The sequence below is a fragment of the Streptomyces sp. NK15101 genome (assembly GCF_020400725.1).
Taxonomy (GTDB): Bacteria; Actinomycetota; Actinomycetes; order Streptomycetales; family Streptomycetaceae; genus Streptomyces.
This window is the reverse complement of the sequence record NZ_JAINVG010000024.1, coordinates 18454-37771: the sequence shown is the minus strand read 5'-3', so window position 1 is coordinate 37771 and position 19318 is coordinate 18454. Positions and strand designations below refer to the sequence as shown.

Annotated in this window: 18 protein-coding genes; 13 read left to right on the top strand and 5 right to left on the bottom strand. The window is 68.1% G+C overall.

What is annotated here, in order from left to right; translation table 11 throughout:
* The first annotated feature begins 7 nt into the window (after positions 1–7).
* From K7G60_RS15515 to K7G60_RS15500, 4 genes are all read left to right on the top strand, one after another.
* The gene (locus K7G60_RS15515; RefSeq protein WP_225801492.1) at positions 8–211 is read left to right on the top strand and encodes a hypothetical protein; all 204 of its coding nucleotides are present in this window, start codon (positions 8–10) and stop codon (positions 209–211) included.
* Positions 211–1335: a radical SAM protein gene (locus K7G60_RS15510; protein ID WP_225801491.1), complete on the top strand. Its 1125-nt coding sequence runs from the start codon at positions 211–213 to the stop codon at positions 1333–1335. The genes K7G60_RS15515 and K7G60_RS15510 overlap by 1 nt, the downstream gene beginning before the upstream one ends.
* Positions 1332–1496: a hypothetical protein gene (locus K7G60_RS15505; RefSeq protein WP_225801490.1), complete on the top strand. Its 165-nt coding sequence runs from the start codon at positions 1332–1334 to the stop codon at positions 1494–1496. The genes K7G60_RS15510 and K7G60_RS15505 overlap by 4 nt, the downstream gene beginning before the upstream one ends.
* Positions 1497–1584: 88 nt before the next feature.
* Positions 1585–2454 carry a GNAT family N-acetyltransferase gene (locus K7G60_RS15500; protein ID WP_225801489.1) on the top strand — a complete coding sequence of 290 codons (870 nt, stop codon included), beginning with the start codon at positions 1585–1587 and terminating at the stop codon, positions 2452–2454.
* Between the two features lie 1699 nt (positions 2455–4153).
* Here the strand turns inward: K7G60_RS15500 and K7G60_RS15495 are convergent.
* Positions 4154–4564, bottom strand: a complete 411-nt coding sequence (locus tag K7G60_RS15495; RefSeq protein ID WP_225801488.1) for a GntR family transcriptional regulator — start codon at positions 4562–4564, stop codon at positions 4154–4156.
* A gap of 186 nt (positions 4565–4750) precedes the next feature.
* Between K7G60_RS15495 and K7G60_RS15490 the strand changes: the two genes are divergently transcribed.
* From K7G60_RS15490 to K7G60_RS15460, 7 genes are all read left to right on the top strand, one after another.
* Positions 4751–5128 carry a hypothetical protein gene (locus K7G60_RS15490; RefSeq protein WP_225801487.1) on the top strand — a complete coding sequence of 126 codons (378 nt, stop codon included), beginning with the start codon at positions 4751–4753 and terminating at the stop codon, positions 5126–5128.
* On the top strand, positions 5125–5337 hold the full coding sequence (locus K7G60_RS15485; RefSeq protein WP_225801486.1) for a hypothetical protein: 213 nt from the start codon (positions 5125–5127) through the stop codon (positions 5335–5337). Before K7G60_RS15490 ends, K7G60_RS15485 begins: the two co-directional genes overlap by 4 nt.
* Complete coding sequence (locus K7G60_RS15480) at positions 5334–6746, top strand: cell division protein FtsK (RefSeq protein WP_225801485.1); 1413 nt, start codon at positions 5334–5336, stop codon at positions 6744–6746. The genes K7G60_RS15485 and K7G60_RS15480 overlap by 4 nt, the downstream gene beginning before the upstream one ends.
* A gap of 53 nt (positions 6747–6799) precedes the next feature.
* A complete protein-coding gene (locus tag K7G60_RS15475; protein ID WP_225801484.1) occupies positions 6800–7552 on the top strand; it encodes a DUF2637 domain-containing protein in 753 nt (250 codons plus the stop codon).
* A gap of 131 nt (positions 7553–7683) precedes the next feature.
* Positions 7684–9147, top strand: coding sequence for a replication initiator (locus K7G60_RS15470; RefSeq protein ID WP_225801483.1), 1464 nt, complete (start codon positions 7684–7686; stop codon positions 9145–9147).
* A 314-nt stretch (positions 9148–9461) separates the two neighbouring features.
* Entirely contained in the window at positions 9462–9842 is a 381-nt protein-coding gene (locus tag K7G60_RS15465) for a hypothetical protein (RefSeq protein WP_225801482.1), read from the top strand.
* Positions 9842–11059, top strand: coding sequence for a hypothetical protein (locus K7G60_RS15460; protein WP_225801481.1), 1218 nt, complete (start codon positions 9842–9844; stop codon positions 11057–11059). Before K7G60_RS15465 ends, K7G60_RS15460 begins: the two co-directional genes overlap by 1 nt.
* A 27-nt stretch (positions 11060–11086) precedes the next feature.
* Here the strand turns inward: K7G60_RS15460 and K7G60_RS15455 are convergent, their stop codons facing one another.
* From K7G60_RS15455 to K7G60_RS15440, 4 genes are all read right to left on the bottom strand, one after another.
* Complete coding sequence (locus K7G60_RS15455) at positions 11087–12520, bottom strand: recombinase family protein (protein WP_225801480.1); 1434 nt, start codon at positions 12518–12520, stop codon at positions 11087–11089.
* Between the two features lie 193 nt (positions 12521–12713).
* The gene (locus tag K7G60_RS15450; RefSeq protein WP_225801479.1) at positions 12714–13562 is read right to left on the bottom strand and encodes a Yip1 family protein; all 849 of its coding nucleotides are present in this window, start codon (positions 13560–13562) and stop codon (positions 12714–12716) included.
* A gap of 164 nt (positions 13563–13726) precedes the next feature.
* Positions 13727–15985: a (Fe-S)-binding protein gene (locus K7G60_RS15445; protein WP_225801478.1), complete on the bottom strand. Its 2259-nt coding sequence runs from the start codon at positions 15983–15985 to the stop codon at positions 13727–13729.
* 107 nt (positions 15986–16092) lie between these two features.
* Positions 16093–16608, bottom strand: coding sequence for a sugar transferase (locus tag K7G60_RS15440; RefSeq protein WP_225801477.1), 516 nt, complete (start codon positions 16606–16608; stop codon positions 16093–16095).
* A 203-nt stretch (positions 16609–16811) separates the two neighbouring features.
* Between K7G60_RS15440 and dnaK the strand changes: the two genes are divergently transcribed.
* Entirely contained in the window at positions 16812–18653 is a 1842-nt protein-coding gene (dnaK, locus tag K7G60_RS15435; RefSeq protein WP_225801476.1) for a molecular chaperone DnaK, read from the top strand.
* Positions 18650–19291: a nucleotide exchange factor GrpE gene (gene grpE, locus K7G60_RS15430; protein ID WP_225801475.1), complete on the top strand. Its 642-nt coding sequence runs from the start codon at positions 18650–18652 to the stop codon at positions 19289–19291. The genes dnaK and grpE overlap by 4 nt, the downstream gene beginning before the upstream one ends.
* The last annotated feature ends 27 nt before the right edge of the window (positions 19292–19318 follow it).

Genomic DNA, 19318 nt, shown 5'->3' with positions numbered 1-19318 from the left:
TCCCTGCGTGGCAACTGCACCATCCACCCTGACCCGGTGCCCTCTCCCTCCTCGCAACGAGAGCTGCGGGGACTGCGGCGGCAGCGGTGCCGACTCGTCCGGCAAGAGCTGCGGCACCTGCAACGGGCTCGGCGAGATCTACTGCCGCGTCGCCGACCGCCAGGGCGTACGCGTGCCGTCGCGCTTCTCGATCCGGAAGGAGTACCACTGATGGCTCATGCTCTGATCGCCTCGCCGTTCCTTGACGGGCACTTGCTTCTCAAGCCCGGTGCCAGGGCTGGGGCTCGCATCCCCGCCGACCACTACGAGGACCTGCGGCAGGCCGCTGCCGACGGTGAGGCATTGCCCGCCTGGGCGGTGCAGACCGCGTCCGACGTGTGGGGCATCGACCTGAGCGGCCGGCCCGCGCAGGGCACAGTGCTGGTGCGCGAGCCGTCCCCGTACGGCTACTGCCGGGCCTCGTGGGAGATCAACCTCGGCTGCAACTTCGGCTGCAAGCACTGCTACCTCGGCGAGCGGCCGTTCTCCGGCCTCGCCTGGGAGGAGAAGGTGCGGCTGCTGGACATCATGCGCGAGGCCGGTGTCCTCTGGCTCCAGATCACGGGCGGTGAGCCCACGATGGACCCGGACTTCCAGGGCGCCTACCGGTACGCCTGGCAGGCCGGGATGATGCTCACCATCTCCACGAACGGCTCGCTGCTCTGGCGACCGGACCTCCTCAAGCTCTTCCGGGACTCTCCGCCGTACCGGCTGGTGGTCAGCATGTACGGGGCGAGTGAGGAGTCCTTCGACACGCTCACCCAGCGCCGTGGGGCGTGGAAGGCGTTCCGGCGGGGCATGGACGCCGCACGTGAGGCTGGCCTGCCGCTGCGGATCAACGTCGTGGTGACCGAGGACAACGCCTCTGAGGCCGACGAGATGGCCGCCCTCGCCGACGAGTGGAACGTGGAGAACCACGCGTACACGAACATGACGCCCACGATCTACGGCGGTGGAGAGCCGCTGCTCGCTCAGTCCGCTGCCCACCTGCGCCAGCGCAAGCCGTTCGCCGGCTGCAACGCGGGGCACACCTTCTTCCACGCCGACCCGCACGCCAAGGTGTCGATCTGCAAGGTCGGCCGCGACGACCAGATCGACCTCATGGCCGAAGGCATCGACGGCCTCACCCGGCTCGGCGCCATCGCCGACCGCCTCATGCTTCGCACCGGAGGGTGCGAGGGCTGCGCCCTGTCCGGCACCTGCCGGGTCTGCCGCCCCCTGGCCAAGCACTACCAGGAGGCAAAGGCGCCGCTGCACAGCTACTGCCAGCACGGAGACAAGGAGAACGCCTCATGACCCCGCCCGTACCGGTGACCATCCTCCCCGGCCCGCCGGCCTCGGCCCGCCGCGCCGCCCCGCCCGTCGCCGCTTCGGCGGTTACCGCCGTCCTGGACCTGGACGCGGTCGTGGAGAGCGCGGAGTGCTCCTGCGACGCCGGTGACGACAACCCCCACTAACCGACCGAATCCGGTCGGTACCGTTCAGGCCCTGGCGTCTTCGCGTCGGGGCCTGAGCCCTGGCCGGCCGACCGTTAAGGTGCCGCACATGTTCTTCCGCTGGGACTGGCTCCGGCCCGTATTGACCGCGCCGATCGTGCCGACTCTCGGCCCCGTCCACCCCCACGTCCTCACCGTGGATCTCTTCGAGGACACGCTGCGGGCGGCCGTCGCTGACCGTTCCTTCCTGCACTACGACAAGGACCGGCGCTGGAGCAGTGAGAAGGACGAGACGGTTCTTCGTCGTGACGTGGTCCACCAGTCCGATCACACCCTCATCCCCACCCTGACCCGGCGTGGACGCGGCACTGTCAAGGTCTTCGCCTACGGGCACCGTGACAGCGTCGTGGACGAAGCGGCCGAACTGTCCGCGAAGCTCGCCGTCGTGCATGACGTGGTCAACGCGAGGGTCGTGCGCCCGCTCGGTCCCGAAACCGCCTTCCCGCGTGGCACCCGCATCCAGCTTCAGGACTTCACCGCTCGCCCCTGCCCCGACCCCGGCGGCCCGGTCCGGCCCGTCACCGACTGGCCGGCCACTGTGCAAGGGACCTTCGCCCCGTTCGCCTCGGCCATGGCCGCCGATGGCCTGGCCTTCCTTCACGGGCAGATGCAGGCCGGCCGGTGCGGCCCGGTCCTCGCTGTCGCCGTGGATGGTCGCATCGTGGGCGCGATCGGCCCGATGGAAGTGCGGCCCGACGCGATCGGCTGCCCCCAGCTCATGCCCCAGTACTTCGCCGTCCTGCCCGAGGCCCGGGGGCATGGCCTCGGGCGTGTTCTGTGGCGGGCCGCGATGCACTGGGGTCAGTCCCATGGCGCCGCTTACCAGCTCCTACAGACCGAGGTCGGCGGCCCCTCCGACAGGTTGTGTCAGTCCGAAGGGCTGACCTCCCTCGGCTTCAGCCACACCACACGGGCGTAGTGGCGTCGCGGCCTGACCTACGACAACGAAAGACCGGACCACCCCTCGGCCTGGACAGCATCCGGGGTGGTCCGGTCGCGGAAGCCCTGATCAGGACCCCGGTGCCGATGGTACCGGGGTGGTCGTGGTGCCCAGAGACGGGCTGATCCCAACCCCGCTTTCGAATTGTCGAGTTGGTGAGGAGCGCGCGGCGTGCGGTTCGGCCGGCCTCGTTCTCCTGGTGAGCTGATGGGTGGTGCACGTGACATCGCGTCCGGCTGGAGCGGCTTTGGCCGGTGGCCTGCCCGGTCTGGGGTCGGGCATGTTCAGGGGGCCGTACGCTAGCCCGGCAACTCGGGCAGGCTTTGCCCCTGCCCGGAATTTGAACGAGTGGCCCCCTGGACTTGCCCGACGCGGGACCCGGACCGGGGAGGTGGGTAAAGCCGTGGAAGCCGGTCGCCCCAGCCACAGGGCCTCGGCCACGTACCGCGCTTCTGTGAACGTCGGAGGGGTCGGCTCGTCGGGGCCGGCGTGTTGGTGTGCCAGTAGGTGGACATCCGCCGGGTGCTTCGCGGGGCGCTGTCTGGCGGTGCGACTGCGGGCGGTTGGGTTGCTTCCTGACTCATCCGGTTCGCCTTCGGGCTTTTGCGGCGCGAGTGGACCGGCCGCCGGAGCGGTGGCGGAGACAAGGAGCGTCGGCGGCCTGGGGCCGCCGCGCCGCGCGGCCCGCCGTGGCGGGCCGCCTTGATCCAGTAAAGAAACTCTTAACAGCCCTGCTGCCGTACGAGCTTGGTCGCGTCTCGGCGAAAAAATCCTGCGCAATCTCCGCATTCCTGGCTGCCTCAGACCCTGAAGATCCCGATAGTGGCGATTCATGCCTGTTTATTCTCCGGGTCGGCGGAATCTATCCACAGGCTCGGGATTGCAAGGTGGTCTTGGTAAGGGGGCGCGGACTCACCACGGCCTGGTCGTGACCATCTCGTGGCCTGTGGGAGGCGCTTTCGGCAAGGGCGGTGGTGAGTGGGGGCTGCTGAGGTGGATTCGTTGGCCGCAGGTGTCACACGGGAGGCACTTTTCACACCTGTAGCAGGTGAAGGGCGCAGTGCCCTACAGGACGAAGTGCGGAGGTTGAGCGCGTGAGGTACGGACAACGCGAGGGCTGTCTTCCGCGGCGCGAAATGGCGAAACATAGCCGACGATCGCCGGTTTCCCAAACCGGGGATTCTCCGGAACATGGAGGTCCGGAAGCGAAAGGAGGTCGGGAGTCTTGATGCAGCTCGGCGACGCGTGTGACTTCTTCCCGATGGTGTGGCCAAAGTGGAGCCGTGCCATCGGCGGGTCCCGCTTGCGCCTGTGCGGTCCGTCGTGCGGGCTGGCCTCGACGGTTGCTTCCCGTCCGATGACTCGCGTTGGCGGTGTCGGCGAACCGGAGTGGCGAAGGCGGCTAGACCTGGTGTTCGGGGTGCTTCCGGCCAGCGGGCTCGTCCGGGGCGGTGTCCGCTCTGACTGCTGGGATGGGCAAGCCCTCAGAGGTGAGCGGGCAAGCCGTGGGCAAGCCCCGGTGAGTTTGATCGGAACGTCAGCAAGGAACGGCACGACATGAACGGGGCGGGAATGAAGAAGCACGAGGCGGCGGAGATTGCGGCTCGCCTGGCGAAGATGGAAAAGAAGGTTGCCCGCCTGGAGGAGTTGGCGCGTCAGGCCGGCCAGCGAATGGGCGCTACGACTTTCGCGGCTTCTCGCTGACTCCGGCGAGCTGCTGAAAGACACTCAAGAGGCTGTCCAATCTGGCGTCGATCGCATTCAGGCGCTCGGACAGCTCGACGTATTCAGGTGTGGGCATGTGCCGTTCCGAACCCTGCTCGCTGGCGTCAGCCTTCGGGCTGGTGCTGGCCGGCAGGGTGTCAACGACGAAGTTGCCCACACCCGGCTTGGAGTAGATCAAGCCCTCGTCCCGCAGGACGCGGAGGGCTGAGCGGGCGGTCATGTTCGCGATCTCGTACTTGGCTTCGAGGTCGCGGGACGACGGGACGCGCTCACCCGGCTTGATACGGCCGGACCGGATCTGCTTGCGGATCTCATCGGCAAGCAATTGGTACGGCGGAGTGTGGGAGTCCCTCGGCAGAGTCATGCGTCGAGGGTAGCCCGCCTAGCACACCAGCCGCACTAGGACGCTGGAAATACCCGGCCTCTGGGCCCGCCCGAGCTAGCTAGATCTCTGCACTAGGTGCGCTAGGTGCTTGACGGGGTTGGCGGAGGTAGTGCACTGTAGTGATCACGCCGCACCGAGCGGCACCGAACGAAAGGAAGTCCACCCATGGCACGCATCCGCGTTGGCTTCACCAGCACGACCCGTCACATGCTCGGCGTCCTGCCCACCCCGAAGTTCACCGACATGGAGAAGACCCAGCTCGCCACCGACCGTGAGACCGGTGAGCCGCTGTACACGGTGACCGTCTTCGTGATGGAGGACGGGGCCGCTGAGGCGATCAAGGTCACCGTCCCGAAGAGCGGTCTGCCGAACGGGCTGAACGTCGGGGCGTTCGTGCGGCCGCTGGATCTGTTCGCCACTCCGTGGGCGCGGGTCTTCAACGGTCAGCTTCAGGACGGCATCGCCTACCGGGCCTCGGGCCTGGAGGTACTGGCCATGCCCGCGCCGCAGGTCGCGGACGAGCCGTCCGAGATCGCCGCGTGACGGGCGCTGTCGGGTTCCGGTTCGGCGCTGAGCGCAGCTATCCGCTCGCTCACGCCGGACCGGACCCCCGGTTCTCCGAATCCCTGATCCACTCCGTGGCCGCCGGTCTCGTCGGCTACGGCTACCCGCCCTTCGAGTCCCTGGAGGACTGGGCGGGCCTCGGATCAGCCCTCGCGGGCTACCTCTACGAAAGGAAGGACACGACGTGACTGTGGGGGAGGTGACGGGCTACGCCCCGCTCGTGGTCGGGGCGGGCCTGGTCCTCATCGCTGTGTGGGCGGTCGTCTGGCTCGTCCGCTACGCGATGGCGGACACCGAGATGCGGGCCAGCATCCGGCAGGCGATACGGGTTCGCCGGACCTGGAAGCGGCTCGCGCCGATGGCGGGACTGTCGGTCACGGACAAGACCCCGCCCGCGCTGGCCTCGCTGACGAACACCGATGGCAAGCCGCCCAAGCCGCGGGTCCTCATCCCCGCGCTGAAGGTGAAGCCCGACCGGTTCGGCGTCGTCGTCCGGGCGAACTGCCTGCCGAAGGTGGGTCTGGAGGAGTTCCAGAAGGCGGCCCCGTATCTGGCGGACGCCTGGCGGTGCACGCGCGTGTCGGTCGTCCAGGACAAGCCCGGTCAGGTGCTGATCCGTGGTGTTCGCGTTGATCCGCTGCTGACGCCCACCACGCACGTCCCCTCCGGGCAGGCCCCGGAAGAGTTGGTGCGGTGGGAACTCGGCCTGGACGAGTACGCCCAGCTCGTAGCCCTGTACCTGGCCGAGGTACCCGGGGTGACCGTGGCCGGCCTGCCCGGCTTCGGCAAGACCGCGATGGTCAACCGCTTCATCTGTGACTGCGCTCCCTCACCCGCCGTTCAGATCGCGGTGGCGGACGGCAAGGTGTCCGCCGCGTACGAAGGCGACTACGCCGACCTGGTCAGCCGGTTGTTCGCCTTCGTCGGTGACGACCTGGACGACGCCAACGCGCTGTTCAAGCGGCTCGTCAAGCTCCGCCGGGACCGGTCCGCCGCGATCAAGACCGTGCTCGGGCGCAAGGACATGTGGCACGTCGGCCCGTCTGCCGCCTGGCCGTGGACGGTGCTGATCATCGACGAGGCGCACACGTACTTCCGCGACCACAAGGGCTCCGACAAGGAGTCCAAGCGCCTGGCCGCCCTGGCGGCCGAGAACACGAGGCTCGTGGAAGAGCTGGTCAGGAAGGGACGCAGCGTCGGCATCCTGGTCATCCTCATCACGCAGAAGCCCACCGGCGATGCCATCCCCACGTCCATCCGGGACGTGTGCCCGGTCGGCGTGTCCTTCGCGCAGAAGACCGCCGACGCGGCCGTGGCCGCCCTCGGCGAGGACATCCGCGAATGGCCGGACGCGAACCCGACGACGTTGCAGGACCCCGCCTATGTCGGCGTCGCGGTCATGAACAGCCCTGGTAGGGCGGGCTTTACCCGCCTGCGCACCCCGTACGTCGAAGAGGAGGACGCTGCCCGCATCGCGGCCGAGACCGCCCACCTGACTGCCGACCCCGCTGACCTGCTGGCCGCCCGGCTCCCCGCCGGCATCGACCTGACCAAGTACGACGGCTACGACGAGGGTGAGGAGCCGCTCGCCGCATAGCCCAGACGGCCAATCCACGTATCCCTGCGCGCTGTGAGAGGAGGTGAAACCCTATGTCTGAGGACCGGATCACCCAGCGCACCGTGACCGTGGTCATGGGCGTCATTGCGGCCCTGGCCTTCGTCTTCTCCTTCGGCAACGTCTGGGCCCTCGCCCTCCGGCTCGGCATCCCTGAGCCCATCGCGCCGCTGATCGCTCCGATGGTGGACCTGTCCGTGGTCGGCCTCCTGGTGGCCCTGCGCTACCTCTCGCTGCGCGGTGTCCCGCCGGAACACATGAAGGCCGCTACCCGGCTGATGCACTTCTCCGGCCTGCTGACGCTGGCTCTCAACATCGCCGAACCCATCGCTGCCGGCCACTACGGCCGCGCTGCCGTGGACGCTGTGGCCCCGCTGCTCCTCCTCGGCTGGGGCGCCGTCGGCCCCCAGCTCCTCCGGGCCTTCCACGCCATCGGCACCCCCGCGCCGGTCTCCGTCGCCACGGAGCCGAGACCGGAACCCCGGCCCGTTCCCGCGCCGGTCGTCCCGGCTGAGGAAGACGAGCCTGCCTCCACTCCGGCCCCTGCCGATCCGGCCTCCGTGCCCGAGCCCGCACCCGAGCCCGCACCCGTGACGGCCTCGCCCGTGCCCGCCCCGGCCCCGGTGCCTGCGGTCAAGGTGCCCGAGCCCCTGCTGAACGAAGCGCGCTCGATCGCGGACGCCCACCACGTCCAGCACGGCGAGCCCATCACCACCGCTCAGCTCAAGGCGCGGCTCGGCGTCGGCCTGCCCATGGCCACCGCCCTTCACTCGGCCCTTACGGCCTGACCTTCCCGCCGGCCTTCCGGCTCCCTCCCGCACTCGGCCCCCAAGGGGCTCGGTCCGCCATGCCCCGAGCAGCCCGCGCATCCGTCGGCCTGCTCGGGGCCCCAGCCCAGCACGAAGGGAGAACCCGCCCCATGAAGCGCCCCCTGGACCTGCGCCACGTCGTCAGCCCCGCCCTGCGGGACCTGATCGAGCTGGCCCACCTCGAAGACTTCGACCGCGTGACGGAGCAGGTCCGCAACGTCCGCGGCTGCACCCGCCCGGTCAACCTCGTCGGCCACACCGCCACCCTCGACGCCACCACCCGCACCGTGGTCCGCGCCTACTCCACCGCCGACGAACCCACCGGCCGACTCCTCACCACCTGCGGCAACCGCCGCGCCTCCCGCTGCCCGGCCTGCTCCCGCGTCTACGCTGCTGACACCTACCACCTGATCAAGGCGGGACTCTCCGGCGGCAAGACCGTCACGGAAGACGTCCGCAACCACCCCCGCGTCTTCGCCACCCTCACCGCGCCCTCTTTCGGCCCGGTCCACAACCGCCCCACCACTCCGTCGGGCAAGCCCCTGGACTGCCGCTGCGGCCGGCACCACGCCGAGGACGACCCCGCCCTTGGCACTCCGCTCGCCCCGGCCTCGTACGACTACACCGGCGCCGTGCTCTGGAACGCCCATGCCGGGGCGCTCTGGGCACGCTTCACCATCTACCTCCGGCGCGAGCTCGCTGCCCAACTGGGCATCACGCAGAAGGCGTTGAAGGCGGCTCTGCGTGTCTCCTTCGCCAAGGTCGCTGAGTACCAGAAGCGCGGCCTGGTCCACTTCCATGCCGTGATCCGTCTCGACGGCCCCGACGGACACACCACCGCGCCTCCGTCCTGGGCCACCCTCGACGCGTTGGACCACGCCGTACGCGCCGCTGCCCGCCGCGCTCAGCTCACGATCGAGTCCGATGCCGTCGGAGAACGCGTCATCGCCTGGGGCGACTGCATCGACGTGCGGGAGATCAAGGCCCTGGGGGACGGCGAACTCACTGACCAGAAGGTGGCCGCCTACGTCGCCAAGTACGCCACCAAGAGCGCCGAGGGCTCCGGCACGGTTGACCGCACCCTTGTCTGCCGCGCCTGCGCCGGACGCGGATACACCAGCGGCCCGGACGGCTTCCGCGACCTGTGCGCCGACTGCGACGGCACCGGACAGGCCGAACCCCTGCGTGACCTCCAGGTGCAGCAGCACGTACGGCAGATGATCCGCACCGCCTGGGCGCTCGGCCACCTGCCTGAGTTCGCGGACCTCAAACTCTGGAAGTGGGCCCACATGCTCGGCTTCCGTGGCCACTTCTCCACCAAGTCCCGCGCCTACTCGACCACTCTCGGCGCGCTCCGCGACGTACGCCGCGCCTGGCGCACCGCCCAGGCCGATGCCGCCCGTACCCGCGCCGGCCACCCCGTCCCCGACGAGAACACCACCCTCGTCACCGAGTCCTCCTGGGCCTACCTCGCCTCCGGCTACCGCCCTGGTGAAGAACTCCTTGCCAACCAGGTCCGCCACGACCTCGCCCACACCGATCGCCGCAAGACAGAAGGGAGCCCTTGGCAGTGATCACCACAACCGAAACGATGGCACATCGGGAGAAGAATGATGGGAGCGTAGAGGGCGAGACGGCTTGGATGCGGAAGCATCTAGCGCGGGCACCTGAGCGTGATGAGGAGTGGGTGCGTCGCGCTCTCCAACTTCAAGGAAGGTGGTGACAACGAGGCGCTTTCCAGTGGAGGGGATGACTCCGTACCGCTCGGAGCCGGACAGGCTGCCCCCGCAGGGGGTGATCGCGACGCCGCCGTCGTATCTCAAAACCGATCGTCTCACCAGAGCGGCATCCTTACGATGGCGGAGAGGTCTGGCAGAGGAGCCGAGGGATGGAACAGCACGGCAGCGTCGCGTTGATCGCCGTGTCGGAGATGGCTGTAATGCGGGCGCTCCAGCTTGCTGGAAATCGCATCTTGGGCAAGCGTGGCCGCTCGGTTCGGGGACCCATGAGATCCGTCGACCTGTGGTCGATTCACGTGCACCTGCCCGTTGAAGACCACGAGCTTGATGCGTTGCTGAAGGATGCCTGGGAGATCCCCGTCGCGGTCGGCTTGCCCAGTGGCCTCCTGGATGCACTCGATAGGCACGTGCGGACTTTGCTGGCAGCTGGCATCGAGTTTCGTCGTGACGACCTTCTGCTGACTCTGTCCCGGCTTCCTGTGGGGCTTTCGCTGCCCTGGGAATCTCACAGCTCACCTGGAGAGTCGTAATGGCACAGAGGACTAGTGAGAGCGAACTCCACGCCGCCCGCATCGTGGAATACTTGACCGGCCAGCGGGTTGAGCCCTACGACAAATGCGTTGAATGCGATGACTTCCATGACAAGAGCACACCCTTCAACGGCCGGTACGACTTTCATGTAGGGCAGGCAGGTGCGCTGGAGGTCACGCTCGCCACCAGCAGAGTCGCTGAACGGAATTCACGAGACTGGGAGCCATATTCGAGTCCGCAGTCAGCGTCACTGCTCCGTAATCACTGGTTCGTTGCGGTCGAGAGTACTGCTAAGGTCAAAGTGCCCCGCAGCAGGAAGGAAGGTCGCGGCTCCCAGGAGTTCCTCGAAGTGGTTAGCTCAGCGCTTGCTGAGCTTGAACGACGGGGCGTATCAGATGTTGCTTGGGGCAGTCCGTGTTTCTCAGACCCCTTCCATGACCCTGATTGCCCCTACGGGAAGTTGCGCCGAGCGGGCGTTCAGTTCGGGAAGGCAACGTCGGGTGATGGAACGGGCGCGATCAGCGTGACCGTGCTCTATGGGTACGACGCCATGCCTGCTGCTGATGAAGAGGGCGACAGGAAGAAGGCGGAACGGCTGCAGAGGAAGCAGCGGGCCAAGGAGGGGCGGAAGCCCACGCCCAAGACTGCCGAGCCCGACGGGCTAGGCCCTGTGCAGTGGTCGTTCAACCCAGGGTTCGTTGCGCGACTGGAGCGTCGGCGAGCGGAGGACGAACAGAGGGAGGCGGCAGTCATTCGATCCTTGTTCGCTGATCACCTTCCTGAGTCCGAGATCGTCGAACGTGCGCGGGAGGAGGTGGCCAGGAGGATCGATCTTGCGAGGACTATGACTTGGCGGGAACGACTCCCATCTCTGCCCGAGGCCAGGAAAGCGGATGCGGGTACAGACCTGGTGGATCTCTTGGAAGTTGAGTTTTCGCTTCATCCCGATTTGGCGATGAAGCTGCTCCGAGCAGATCCCCGCCGAATGCGGCACGAAGTCTTCTTCTGGCTCACCTGGATGCGGGCGCCGGCCTGGAATCGCCTTACACGGCACGGCCTTCTGCCTGCCCGTGATCCAGAACTGCCCGATGGAGTGACCGGAGTCTGGGTTGGCTCTCTGACGGATCCCTCTCATGTTCTGCACTGGGATGGCGAGACCGGGTGGGTCCGCCACGACCCGCCCGACTCGTTGCTTGCTTCTATCTGCCGTAGGTAATTGGCCGCTTGAACAGGGCCTTCTAGTTCAGCGCCAAACCGGGTCGATCAGGTCGGGGTCGAACTTCCTCTTGCCCCGGCCTGCGGGGTGGACGATCACGGCTGTGAGGCTGTGCAGCACGATCTCTCGCTGGCGCTCGATCGGGAGGTCGAAGAACTCGGCCTCGGTCAGATCGGCCGTGTTCCCCTTGGCCTCCGCCTGCTTCTGTTCCTTGTAGAAGCGGGCTCGTTCCAGCTTCAGGGCGTCCCGCTCACGCTCCTTGTCGGGGAGGAGTTGGAGGAGCGTGGAGACGGTGATCGTCTTGGCCTTCTCCGCCTCGATGAGCTGGGCGATGTCCAGGAGAAGGGATTCCAACTCCTCTTCCTTGGGCCACCGTTCCTCGGTCGGCACAGCCGTTGTGGCGGCCTTCTCGCGCTGCTCCTGGAGGACGAGGCGGGCAATGAGGCTGTCCACCGGCTCACCGACGCGGCCGACCTTGCCGCAGCCGCCGTTCACCCCGGAGCACTGGTAGGTGTACTGCGCGCCCTTGGAACCCGGCTTCCACCTCCCGTTGACCTGGCCCCGGATCTTGTTCTTGCACAGGCCGCAGCGGGCGATCCCGGAGAGCAGGTACTTACGCGCGAGGGACTGGCCGGTCTTGTTCTGCTTGCGCTCGGCGATGGCCGCGCAGACGGCCTCCCACTCCTCCGGGGTGTTGATCGTCTCCCACTTGCCCCTGACGGGCTTGCCGTCCTCGCCGTGCAGGATCTCTCCGTGGTACGTCCGGTATCCCACCAGCCGCGGGTTCGTGAGGATGTGCTCGACGTGGTGGTGAGCCATGCGCTTGGTGCCGGCGCGAGGGTTGCCCAATCCCTCCTCCTGCCAGCGCGTGCGGATCGTGCCGATGCGGACCCCAGCCAGTACTTCCTTCTGGGCCGCGCGGATGTGGCGCGCCGCCTCGGGGTCGACCTTGTTCCGGTCTTCCTTCTGCCACCCGTAGGGCGCCGGGCCTCCGTTGCTCTTGCCCTGCTGGGCCAACTCAAGGTGCTTGCGCTTGATCCGCCGGGACGTGTCGTGCGACGACTTGTTGGCGAACGCCACCATGATCCGGGCCATGGTCCGCCCGTCGGCGGTGCCGAGGTTCACGTCGTTGGTGACTGTCGCGAACTCCAGCCGCGGGCGGTCGTCGAAGATCTCGATCAGGCGCTCAAGGTCGCGGGGTTGGCGGGCCAGGCGGTCGAGGTCGTACGCCACGACTCCGTCGATCAGGCCGGCCCGAAGGTCCTTGAGCATGAGCTCGAACTCTTCGCGGACGACGTTCCGCTTGAACGCGGACACGTCGTTGTCCTCGTAGACCTTCACCGGCTGCCAGGTGCGGAGATCCGCCAGACGCTCGCAGTCCTGGCGCTGGCGGGCCACGCCGAGTGCTTCCCCCTCGTCGTCGCGAGAGATACGGGTGTAGATCCCCACCTTGCGCGCCATGATCGGGGCCTCCCCTGCCTGCGATCCACTCCGACGATGCAGGATGAGGTTACTACCCTCATACAGTCCATTTGCCATGGAGCGTCGAGCCGCCGGTCGTGAAGCGCGAGGGCCAGGTCCTCGACGCCTGAGCTCCTCCTCCGACGCGCGAAAGGGCCCCCACCGGCTTCGGTGGGGGCCCTTTCGCGCGTCGTTACAGGGTGCCCAGCTTGGTCAGGCTCAGCAGGGCCACCAGCTGGATCGCCGACGCGCCCAGGGCCTTCGGCCACGGCAGGTCGTGGGAGCGGCTCACCATCACGGTGAGGAGCGCGCCCAGCGCCAGCCAGGTCGCCCAGCCCAGGACCTGCACCAGGCCGTTCTCGCCGCCCAGGAAGAGCGCGAAGACCAGGCGCGGCGCGTCGGTGATCGACATGATGAGCATGGAGAGGCCGACGGTGGGCTGCCAGGCGCCGTCGCCGCCCAGCTGGCGCGCGAGGGTGTGGGTGACCGCGCCCAGGATCAGTCCGCCGAGCACGAAGCCGAGGGCCGTCATCAGGACGTACGGGATCGTGCTGGAGATCGTCGCGTCGAGCGCCTCGTCGCGGGCCTTGTCGAAGCCGAAGATCGCGAGGAGTCCGTAGAGGAACGTGACGATCAGCGCCGGGCCCCAGACGGCGTGGTCCCGCATCTGCAGGAACGTGTCCGCCGGGCGGAGCACGATGCCGCTCAGGAGCGGCTTCCAGGAGAGCCGGGGGCCGGTGGGCACGGGGGCCGCGCCGGCGTTGTACGTCGCGGCGTCGCCGTACGGGTCGTCGACGCTGAACATCTGGGTGTGGCCCGGGTTGTTCGCCGCCGCGTGCTGCCGGTTGTGCTGCGGGTCGCCGAAGTACTCCGGCTCCCCGTATGCCTGCCCCTGCTGCCCGTACGGCTGCCCCTGGGGCGGCTGCTGCCACTGCTGCTGCGGGTAGGGCGGCGGGGCCGCGTTGTACCCGTACGGCGCCTGCTGCGGTTGTCGTTGCGGGGGGCGGTTGTCCCGGCCGCGTCCGTTCCTGAATCCAGCCACGTGTCGAACGTACCCGTTTTCTCCGTGCGGTCGTGCCTCGGGCCCGTCCTTGCCACTGACCTGTGACATCCCCTAGGGGACCGTGCGTACCCAGGAGGTACGGCGAAGGGGCCGCCCCGCGCCTCCAGCAGCGCGGGGCGGCCCCTTTCGTCGGGCGATCAGCCTCAGACGGCCGGCTCGGGCTCCTCGGCCGCCGGCTCCTCCTCCGGCTCGACCGGGGTCTTCACCGAGTCGAGGAGCAGCTGGGCGACGTCCACGACCGTGACGGACTCCTTGGCCTTGCCCTCGTTCTTCTTGCCGTTCACGGAGTCCGTGAGCATGACGAGGCAGAACGGGCAGGCGGTGGAGACGATGTCCGGGTTGAGGGACAGGGCCTCGTCGACGCGCTCGTTGTTGATGCGCTTGCCGATCCGCTCCTCCATCCACATCCGCGCGCCGCCGGCGCCGCAGCAGAAGCCGCGCTCCTTGTGGCGGTGCATCTCCTGCTGGCGCAGGCCGGGGACGGCGGACATGATCTCGCGCGGCGGCGTGTAGACCTTGTTGTGCCGGCCCAGGTAGCAGGGGTCGTGGTAGGTGATGAGGCCCTCGACCGGGGTCACCGGGATCAGCTTGCCCTCGTCGATGAGGTGCTGGAGCAGCTGGGTGTGGTGGATGACCTCGTACTCGCCGCCGAGCTGCGGGTACTCGTTGGCGATGGTGTTGAAGCAGTGCGGGCAGGTCGAGACGATCTTCTTCGCCGACTTCGGCTTCTTCGTCGACTCGTCCTCGTCGTCCTCGCCGAACGCCATGTTCAGCATGGCGACGTTCTCGGCGCCGAGCTGCTGGAAGAGCGGCTCGTTGCCCAGGCGGCGCGGGGAGTCACCGGTGCACTTCTCCTCGCCGCCCATGATCGCGAACTTGACGCCCGCGATGTGCAGCAGCTCGGCGAAGGCCTTGGTGGTCTTCTTGGCGCGGTCCTCCAGGGCGCCGGCGCAGCCGACCCAGTAGAGGTAGTCGACCTCGGTGAGGTCCTCGACGTCCTTGCCGACGATCGGGACCTCGAAGTCGACCTCCTTGGTCCACTCGACGCGCTGCTTCTTCGCCAGGCCCCAGGGGTTGCCCTTCTTCTCCAGGTTCTTGAGCATCGTGCCCGCCTCGGACGGGAAGGCGGACTCGATCATCACCTGGTAGCGGCGCATGTCGACGATGTGGTCGATGTGCTCGATGTCGACCGGGCACTGCTCGACGCAGGCGCCGCAGGTGGTGCAGGACCACAGGACGTCCGGGTCGATGACGCCGTTCTCCTCGACGGTGCCGATCAGCGGGCGCTCGGCCTCCGCCAGGGCGGCGGCGGGGACGTCCTTGAGCTGCTCCTCGGTGGCCTTCTCGTCGCCCTCCATGGTCTTGCCGCCGCCCGCGAGCAGGTACGGCGCCTTGGCGTGCGCGTGGTCGCGCAGCGACATGATGAGGAGCTTGGGGGAGAGGGGCTTGCCGGTGTTCCAGGCGGGGCACTGCGACTGGCAGCGGCCGCACTCGGTGCAGGTGGAGAAGTCGAGGATGCCCTTCCAGGAGAACTGCTCGACCTGGGAGACGCCGAAGACGGCGTCCTCGGCCGGGTCCTCCCAGTCGATCTCCTTGCCGGCCGTCGTCATCGGCTGGAGCGCGCCCAGGGCGGTGGAGCCGTCGGCGTTGCGCTTGAACCAGATGTTCGGGAAGCCGAGGAAGCGGTGCCAGGCGACACCCATGTTGGTGTTGAGCGAGACAGTGATCATCCAGGTGAAGGACGTGACGATCTTGAGCGCCGCGAAGAAGTAGGTGAGGTGCTGGATCGTGCTCAGGTCCAGGCCGTCCAGGAGCGCGATCAGCGGGTACGAGGCGAAGAAGCCCGGCTCCCAGCCCGTCACGTGGTGCTGGACGCCCTCGAGGGCGCGGAGCGTCATGATGCAGACGCCGACGATCAGGATGACGGCCTCGACGAAGTAGGCCTGGCCCGTCTTGGAGCCGGCGAAGCGGGACTTGCGGCCCGCCTTGGTCGGCTTGCTCAGCTGGCGGATGACGATGAGGGTCACGATGCCGAGGACCGTCATCAGGCCGAGGAACTCGGTGAAGACCTCGTACGGCAGCCAGTCGCCGATGAACGGGATCAGCCAGTCGGCCTGGAAGAGCTGGCCGAAGGCGTTCACGATGGTGAGGAGCAGCGAGAAGAAGCCCACCGCCACGAACCAGTGCGCGAAGCCGACGATGCCCCAGCGGTTCATGCGCGTGTGGCCGAGGAACTCCTTGACCAGCGTGATGGTGCGCTGCTTGGGGTCACCGGTGCGCGTGCCGGCGGGTACCGGCTGACCGAGCCGCACGAAGCGGTAGATCTGCACGGTGGCGCGGCCGAACAGCGCGACGGCCACCACCGTGATGGCGATCGACACGATGATCGCGGCGAGTTGCATGACGGGCTCCTCGGGCGGGCCTACTAAGCGGTAACTTATTGAGTTCCTGCTGAGATTACCCGGTCACGGCGCCGCGCTGTAGCGGCGCTCGCGGTGATATGTGTCGCTCAGGCAAACCTTGCCGCGCGACGTCTGCGGACTGCTGGAAGCGTACGCGCAAGGATCAGCAGATCCATCCCCAGCCAATGGTGGTCCACATAGTGGAGGTCGAGGAGTTCGCGCTCCTCCCACGGTAGGTCGGAACGGCCGCTGATCTGCCACGGTCCGGTCAGCCCCGGGCGTACGGAGAGCCGTCGGCGGCCCTCGCCCGCGCACTCGCGGTGGGACGGGGTCAGCGGGCACGGACCGACGAGCGACATCCGGCCCGTGACGACGTGCAGCAGCAGCGGCAGCGCGGCCAGCGGGCTCCTCGTGCGGAAGGTCAGCATCGTGAAGGGCCGTCCCTTCAGGCCGGCCACCGTCCGGCGGCGCAGCACCGCGCCGCTGCCGCCGAGGGAGACGGACAGGGCGGTGCCGGCGATCAGCGGCGCGAGGACGAGGAGCAGGAGGAGTCCGCCCGCCAGGTCGAACGAGCGCTTCGCCGTCATCGCGCGCTTCGCTGTCATCGCGCGCTTCGCCGTCATGCGGTCTCACCCTCCGGCGGGAATCCTGGGATATGTCCGGACTCTCTCATGGGAATCCGGGCAAAGGCCGGGAGCGACGCGCCCGTTGAGTGTTGTGGTCGGCGAAGAGTTGAGTCGCCCCGACTCAGGTCTGTTGACGCGGTCCGGTTCCTCGTGCATCCTTGAGTCAGTTCCACTCAAGTCAGTCAGCTGGAGGAATCGAAATGGCACGTGCGGTCGGCATCGACCTGGGCACGACTAACTCCGTCGTCAGCGTTCTGGAAGGCGGCGAGCCCACCGTCATCACCAACGCCGAGGGCGCCAGGACCACGCCGTCCGTCGTCGCCTTCGCGAAGAACGGCGAGGTGCTCGTCGGCGAGGTGGCCAAGCGCCAGGCCGTCACCAACGTCGACAGGACCATCCGGTCGGTCAAGCGCCACATGGGCACCGACTGGAAGATCGACATCGACGGCAAGAGCTTCAACCCGCAGCAGATGAGCGCCTTCATCCTGCAGAAGCTCAAGCGCGACGCCGAGGCGTACCTGGGCGAGAAGGTCGTCGACGCGGTCATCACCGTTCCGGCGTACTTCAACGACTCCGAGCGTCAGGCCACCAAGGAGGCCGGTGAGATCGCGGGCCTCAACGTCCTGCGCATCGTCAACGAGCCGACCGCGGCCGCCCTGGCCTACGGCCTCGACAAGGACGACCAGACGATCCTCGTCTTCGACCTCGGTGGCGGCACCTTCGACGTGTCCCTCCTGGAGATCGGCGACGGCGTCGTCGAGGTGAAGGCCACCAACGGTGACAACCACCTCGGTGGTGACGACTGGGACCAGCGCGTCGTCGACTACCTGGTGACGCAGTTCCAGAACGGCCACGGCGTGGACCTGGCCAAGGACAAGATGGCCCTCCAGCGTCTGCGCGAGGCGGCCGAGAAGGCGAAGATCGAGCTCTCCTCCTCGACCGAGACCACGATCAACCTGCCCTACATCACGGCCTCCGCCGAGGGCCCGCTGCACCTGGACGAGAAGCTCACGCGCGCCCAGTTCCAGCAGCTCACCTCCGACCTGCTCGAGCGCTGCAAGGTGCCGTTCCACAACGTCATCAAGGACGCGGGCATCCAGCTCTCCGAGATCGACCACGTCGTCCTCGTCGGTGGCTCGACCCGCATGCCGGCCGTCGCCGAGCTCGTCAAGGAGCTGACCGGCGGCCAGGAGGCCAACAAGGGCGTCAACCCGGACGAGGTCGTCGCCATCGGCGCCGCGCTCCAGGCCGGTGTCCTCAAGGGTGAGGTCAAGGACGTCCTGCTCCTCGACGTGACCCCGCTGTCCCTCGGCATCGAGACCAAGGGCGGCATCATGACCAAGCTCATCGAGCGCAACACCACGATCCCGACCAAGCGGTCCGAGATCTTCACGACGGCCGAGGACAACCAGCCGTCCGTGCAGATCCAGGTCTACCAGGGCGAGCGCGAGATCGCGGCGTACAACAAGAAGCTCGGCATGTTCGAGCTGACCGGTCTGCCGCCGGCCCCGCGCGGCGTCCCGCAGATCGAGGTCGCCTTCGACATCGACGCCAACGGCATCATGCACGTGACCGCGAAGGACCTCGGCACGGGCAAGGAGCAGAAGATGACCGTCACCGGCGGCTCCTCGCTGCCGAAGGACGAGGTCGACCGGATGCGCCAGGAGGCCGAGCAGTACGCGGAGGAGGACCACCGCCGCCGCGAGGCCGCCGAGTCCCGCAACCAGGGCGAGCAGCTCGTCTACCAGACGGAGAAGTTCCTCAAGGACAACGAGGACAAGGTCCCCGGTGACGTCAAGGCCGAGGTCGAGGCCGCGCTCGTCGAGCTGAAGGAGAAGCTCAAGGGCGAGGACACCGCCGAGATCCGCACCGCCACCGAGAAGGTCGCGGCCGTCTCGCAGAAGCTCGGCCAGGCGCTGTACGCCGACGCCCAGGCCGCGCAGGCCGCCGGCGGCGACGCCGGTCAGGCCCAGGCGCACGACGACGACGTCGTCGACGCCGAGATCGTCGACGAGGACAAGTCGAAGGGCGGCCAGGCGTGACCGAGGAGACCCCGGGCTTCGAGGAGAAGCCCGACGTCCCCTCCGGCGCCACCCCTGACGACGCCGCCGAGGCCGTCGAGTCCGAGGAGGACGCGACGGCCCCGGCCGGGGACGCAAGCAGCCAGCAGTCGGACCGGGACGCGGGCCTCACCGCCCAGCTGGACCAGGTGCGCGCCGCGCTCGACGAGCGCACCGCGGACCTCCAGCGGCTCCAGGCCGAGTACCAGAACTACCGCCGCCGCGTGGAGCGGGACCGGGTCACGGTCAAGGAGATCGCCGTCGCGAGCCTCCTGTCCGAGCTCCTGCCCGTGCTCGACGACGTCGGCCGGGCCCGGGACCACGGCGAGCTCGTGGGCGGGTTCAAGTCGGTGGCCGAATCGCTGGAGACCGTCGTCGCCAAGATGGGTCTGCAGCAGTTCGGCAAGGAGGGCGAGCCCTTCGACCCGACGATCCACGAGGCCCTGATGCACTCGTACGCGCCGGACGTCACCGAGACGACCTGCGTGGCGATCCTGCAGCCCGGGTATCGGATCGGCGAGCGGACCATCCGGCCCGCCCGCGTGGCCGTCGCCGAGCCCCAGCCGGGCGCGCAGGCGAAGGCGGAGGAGTCGGATGACTCCGAGAAGGACAGCGAGTAACAGCCGTACCCGCACGCGGGAGGAGGG

Coding starts and splice junctions, on each gene's coding strand:
- K7G60_RS15510 (WP_225801491.1), top strand. CDS start 211: ATGGCTCATGCTCTGATCGCCTCGCCGTTCCTTGACGGGCACTTGCTT.
- K7G60_RS15505 (WP_225801490.1), top strand. CDS start 1,332: ATGACCCCGCCCGTACCGGTGACCATCCTCCCCGGCCCGCCGGCCTCG.
- K7G60_RS15500 (WP_225801489.1), top strand. CDS start 1,585: ATGTTCTTCCGCTGGGACTGGCTCCGGCCCGTATTGACCGCGCCGATC.
- K7G60_RS15495 (WP_225801488.1), bottom strand. CDS start 4,564: ATGACTCTGCCGAGGGACTCCCACACTCCGCCGTACCAATTGCTTGCC.
- K7G60_RS15490 (WP_225801487.1), top strand. CDS start 4,751: ATGGCACGCATCCGCGTTGGCTTCACCAGCACGACCCGTCACATGCTC.
- K7G60_RS15475 (WP_225801484.1), top strand. CDS start 6,800: ATGTCTGAGGACCGGATCACCCAGCGCACCGTGACCGTGGTCATGGGC.
- K7G60_RS15470 (WP_225801483.1), top strand. CDS start 7,684: ATGAAGCGCCCCCTGGACCTGCGCCACGTCGTCAGCCCCGCCCTGCGG.
- K7G60_RS15465 (WP_225801482.1), top strand. CDS start 9,462: ATGGAACAGCACGGCAGCGTCGCGTTGATCGCCGTGTCGGAGATGGCT.
- K7G60_RS15460 (WP_225801481.1), top strand. CDS start 9,842: ATGGCACAGAGGACTAGTGAGAGCGAACTCCACGCCGCCCGCATCGTG.
- K7G60_RS15455 (WP_225801480.1), bottom strand. CDS start 12,520: ATGGCGCGCAAGGTGGGGATCTACACCCGTATCTCTCGCGACGACGAG.
- K7G60_RS15445 (WP_225801478.1), bottom strand. CDS start 15,985: ATGCAACTCGCCGCGATCATCGTGTCGATCGCCATCACGGTGGTGGCC.
- K7G60_RS15440 (WP_225801477.1), bottom strand. CDS start 16,608: ATGACGGCGAAGCGCGCGATGACAGCGAAGCGCGCGATGACGGCGAAG.
- dnaK (WP_225801476.1), top strand. CDS start 16,812: ATGGCACGTGCGGTCGGCATCGACCTGGGCACGACTAACTCCGTCGTC.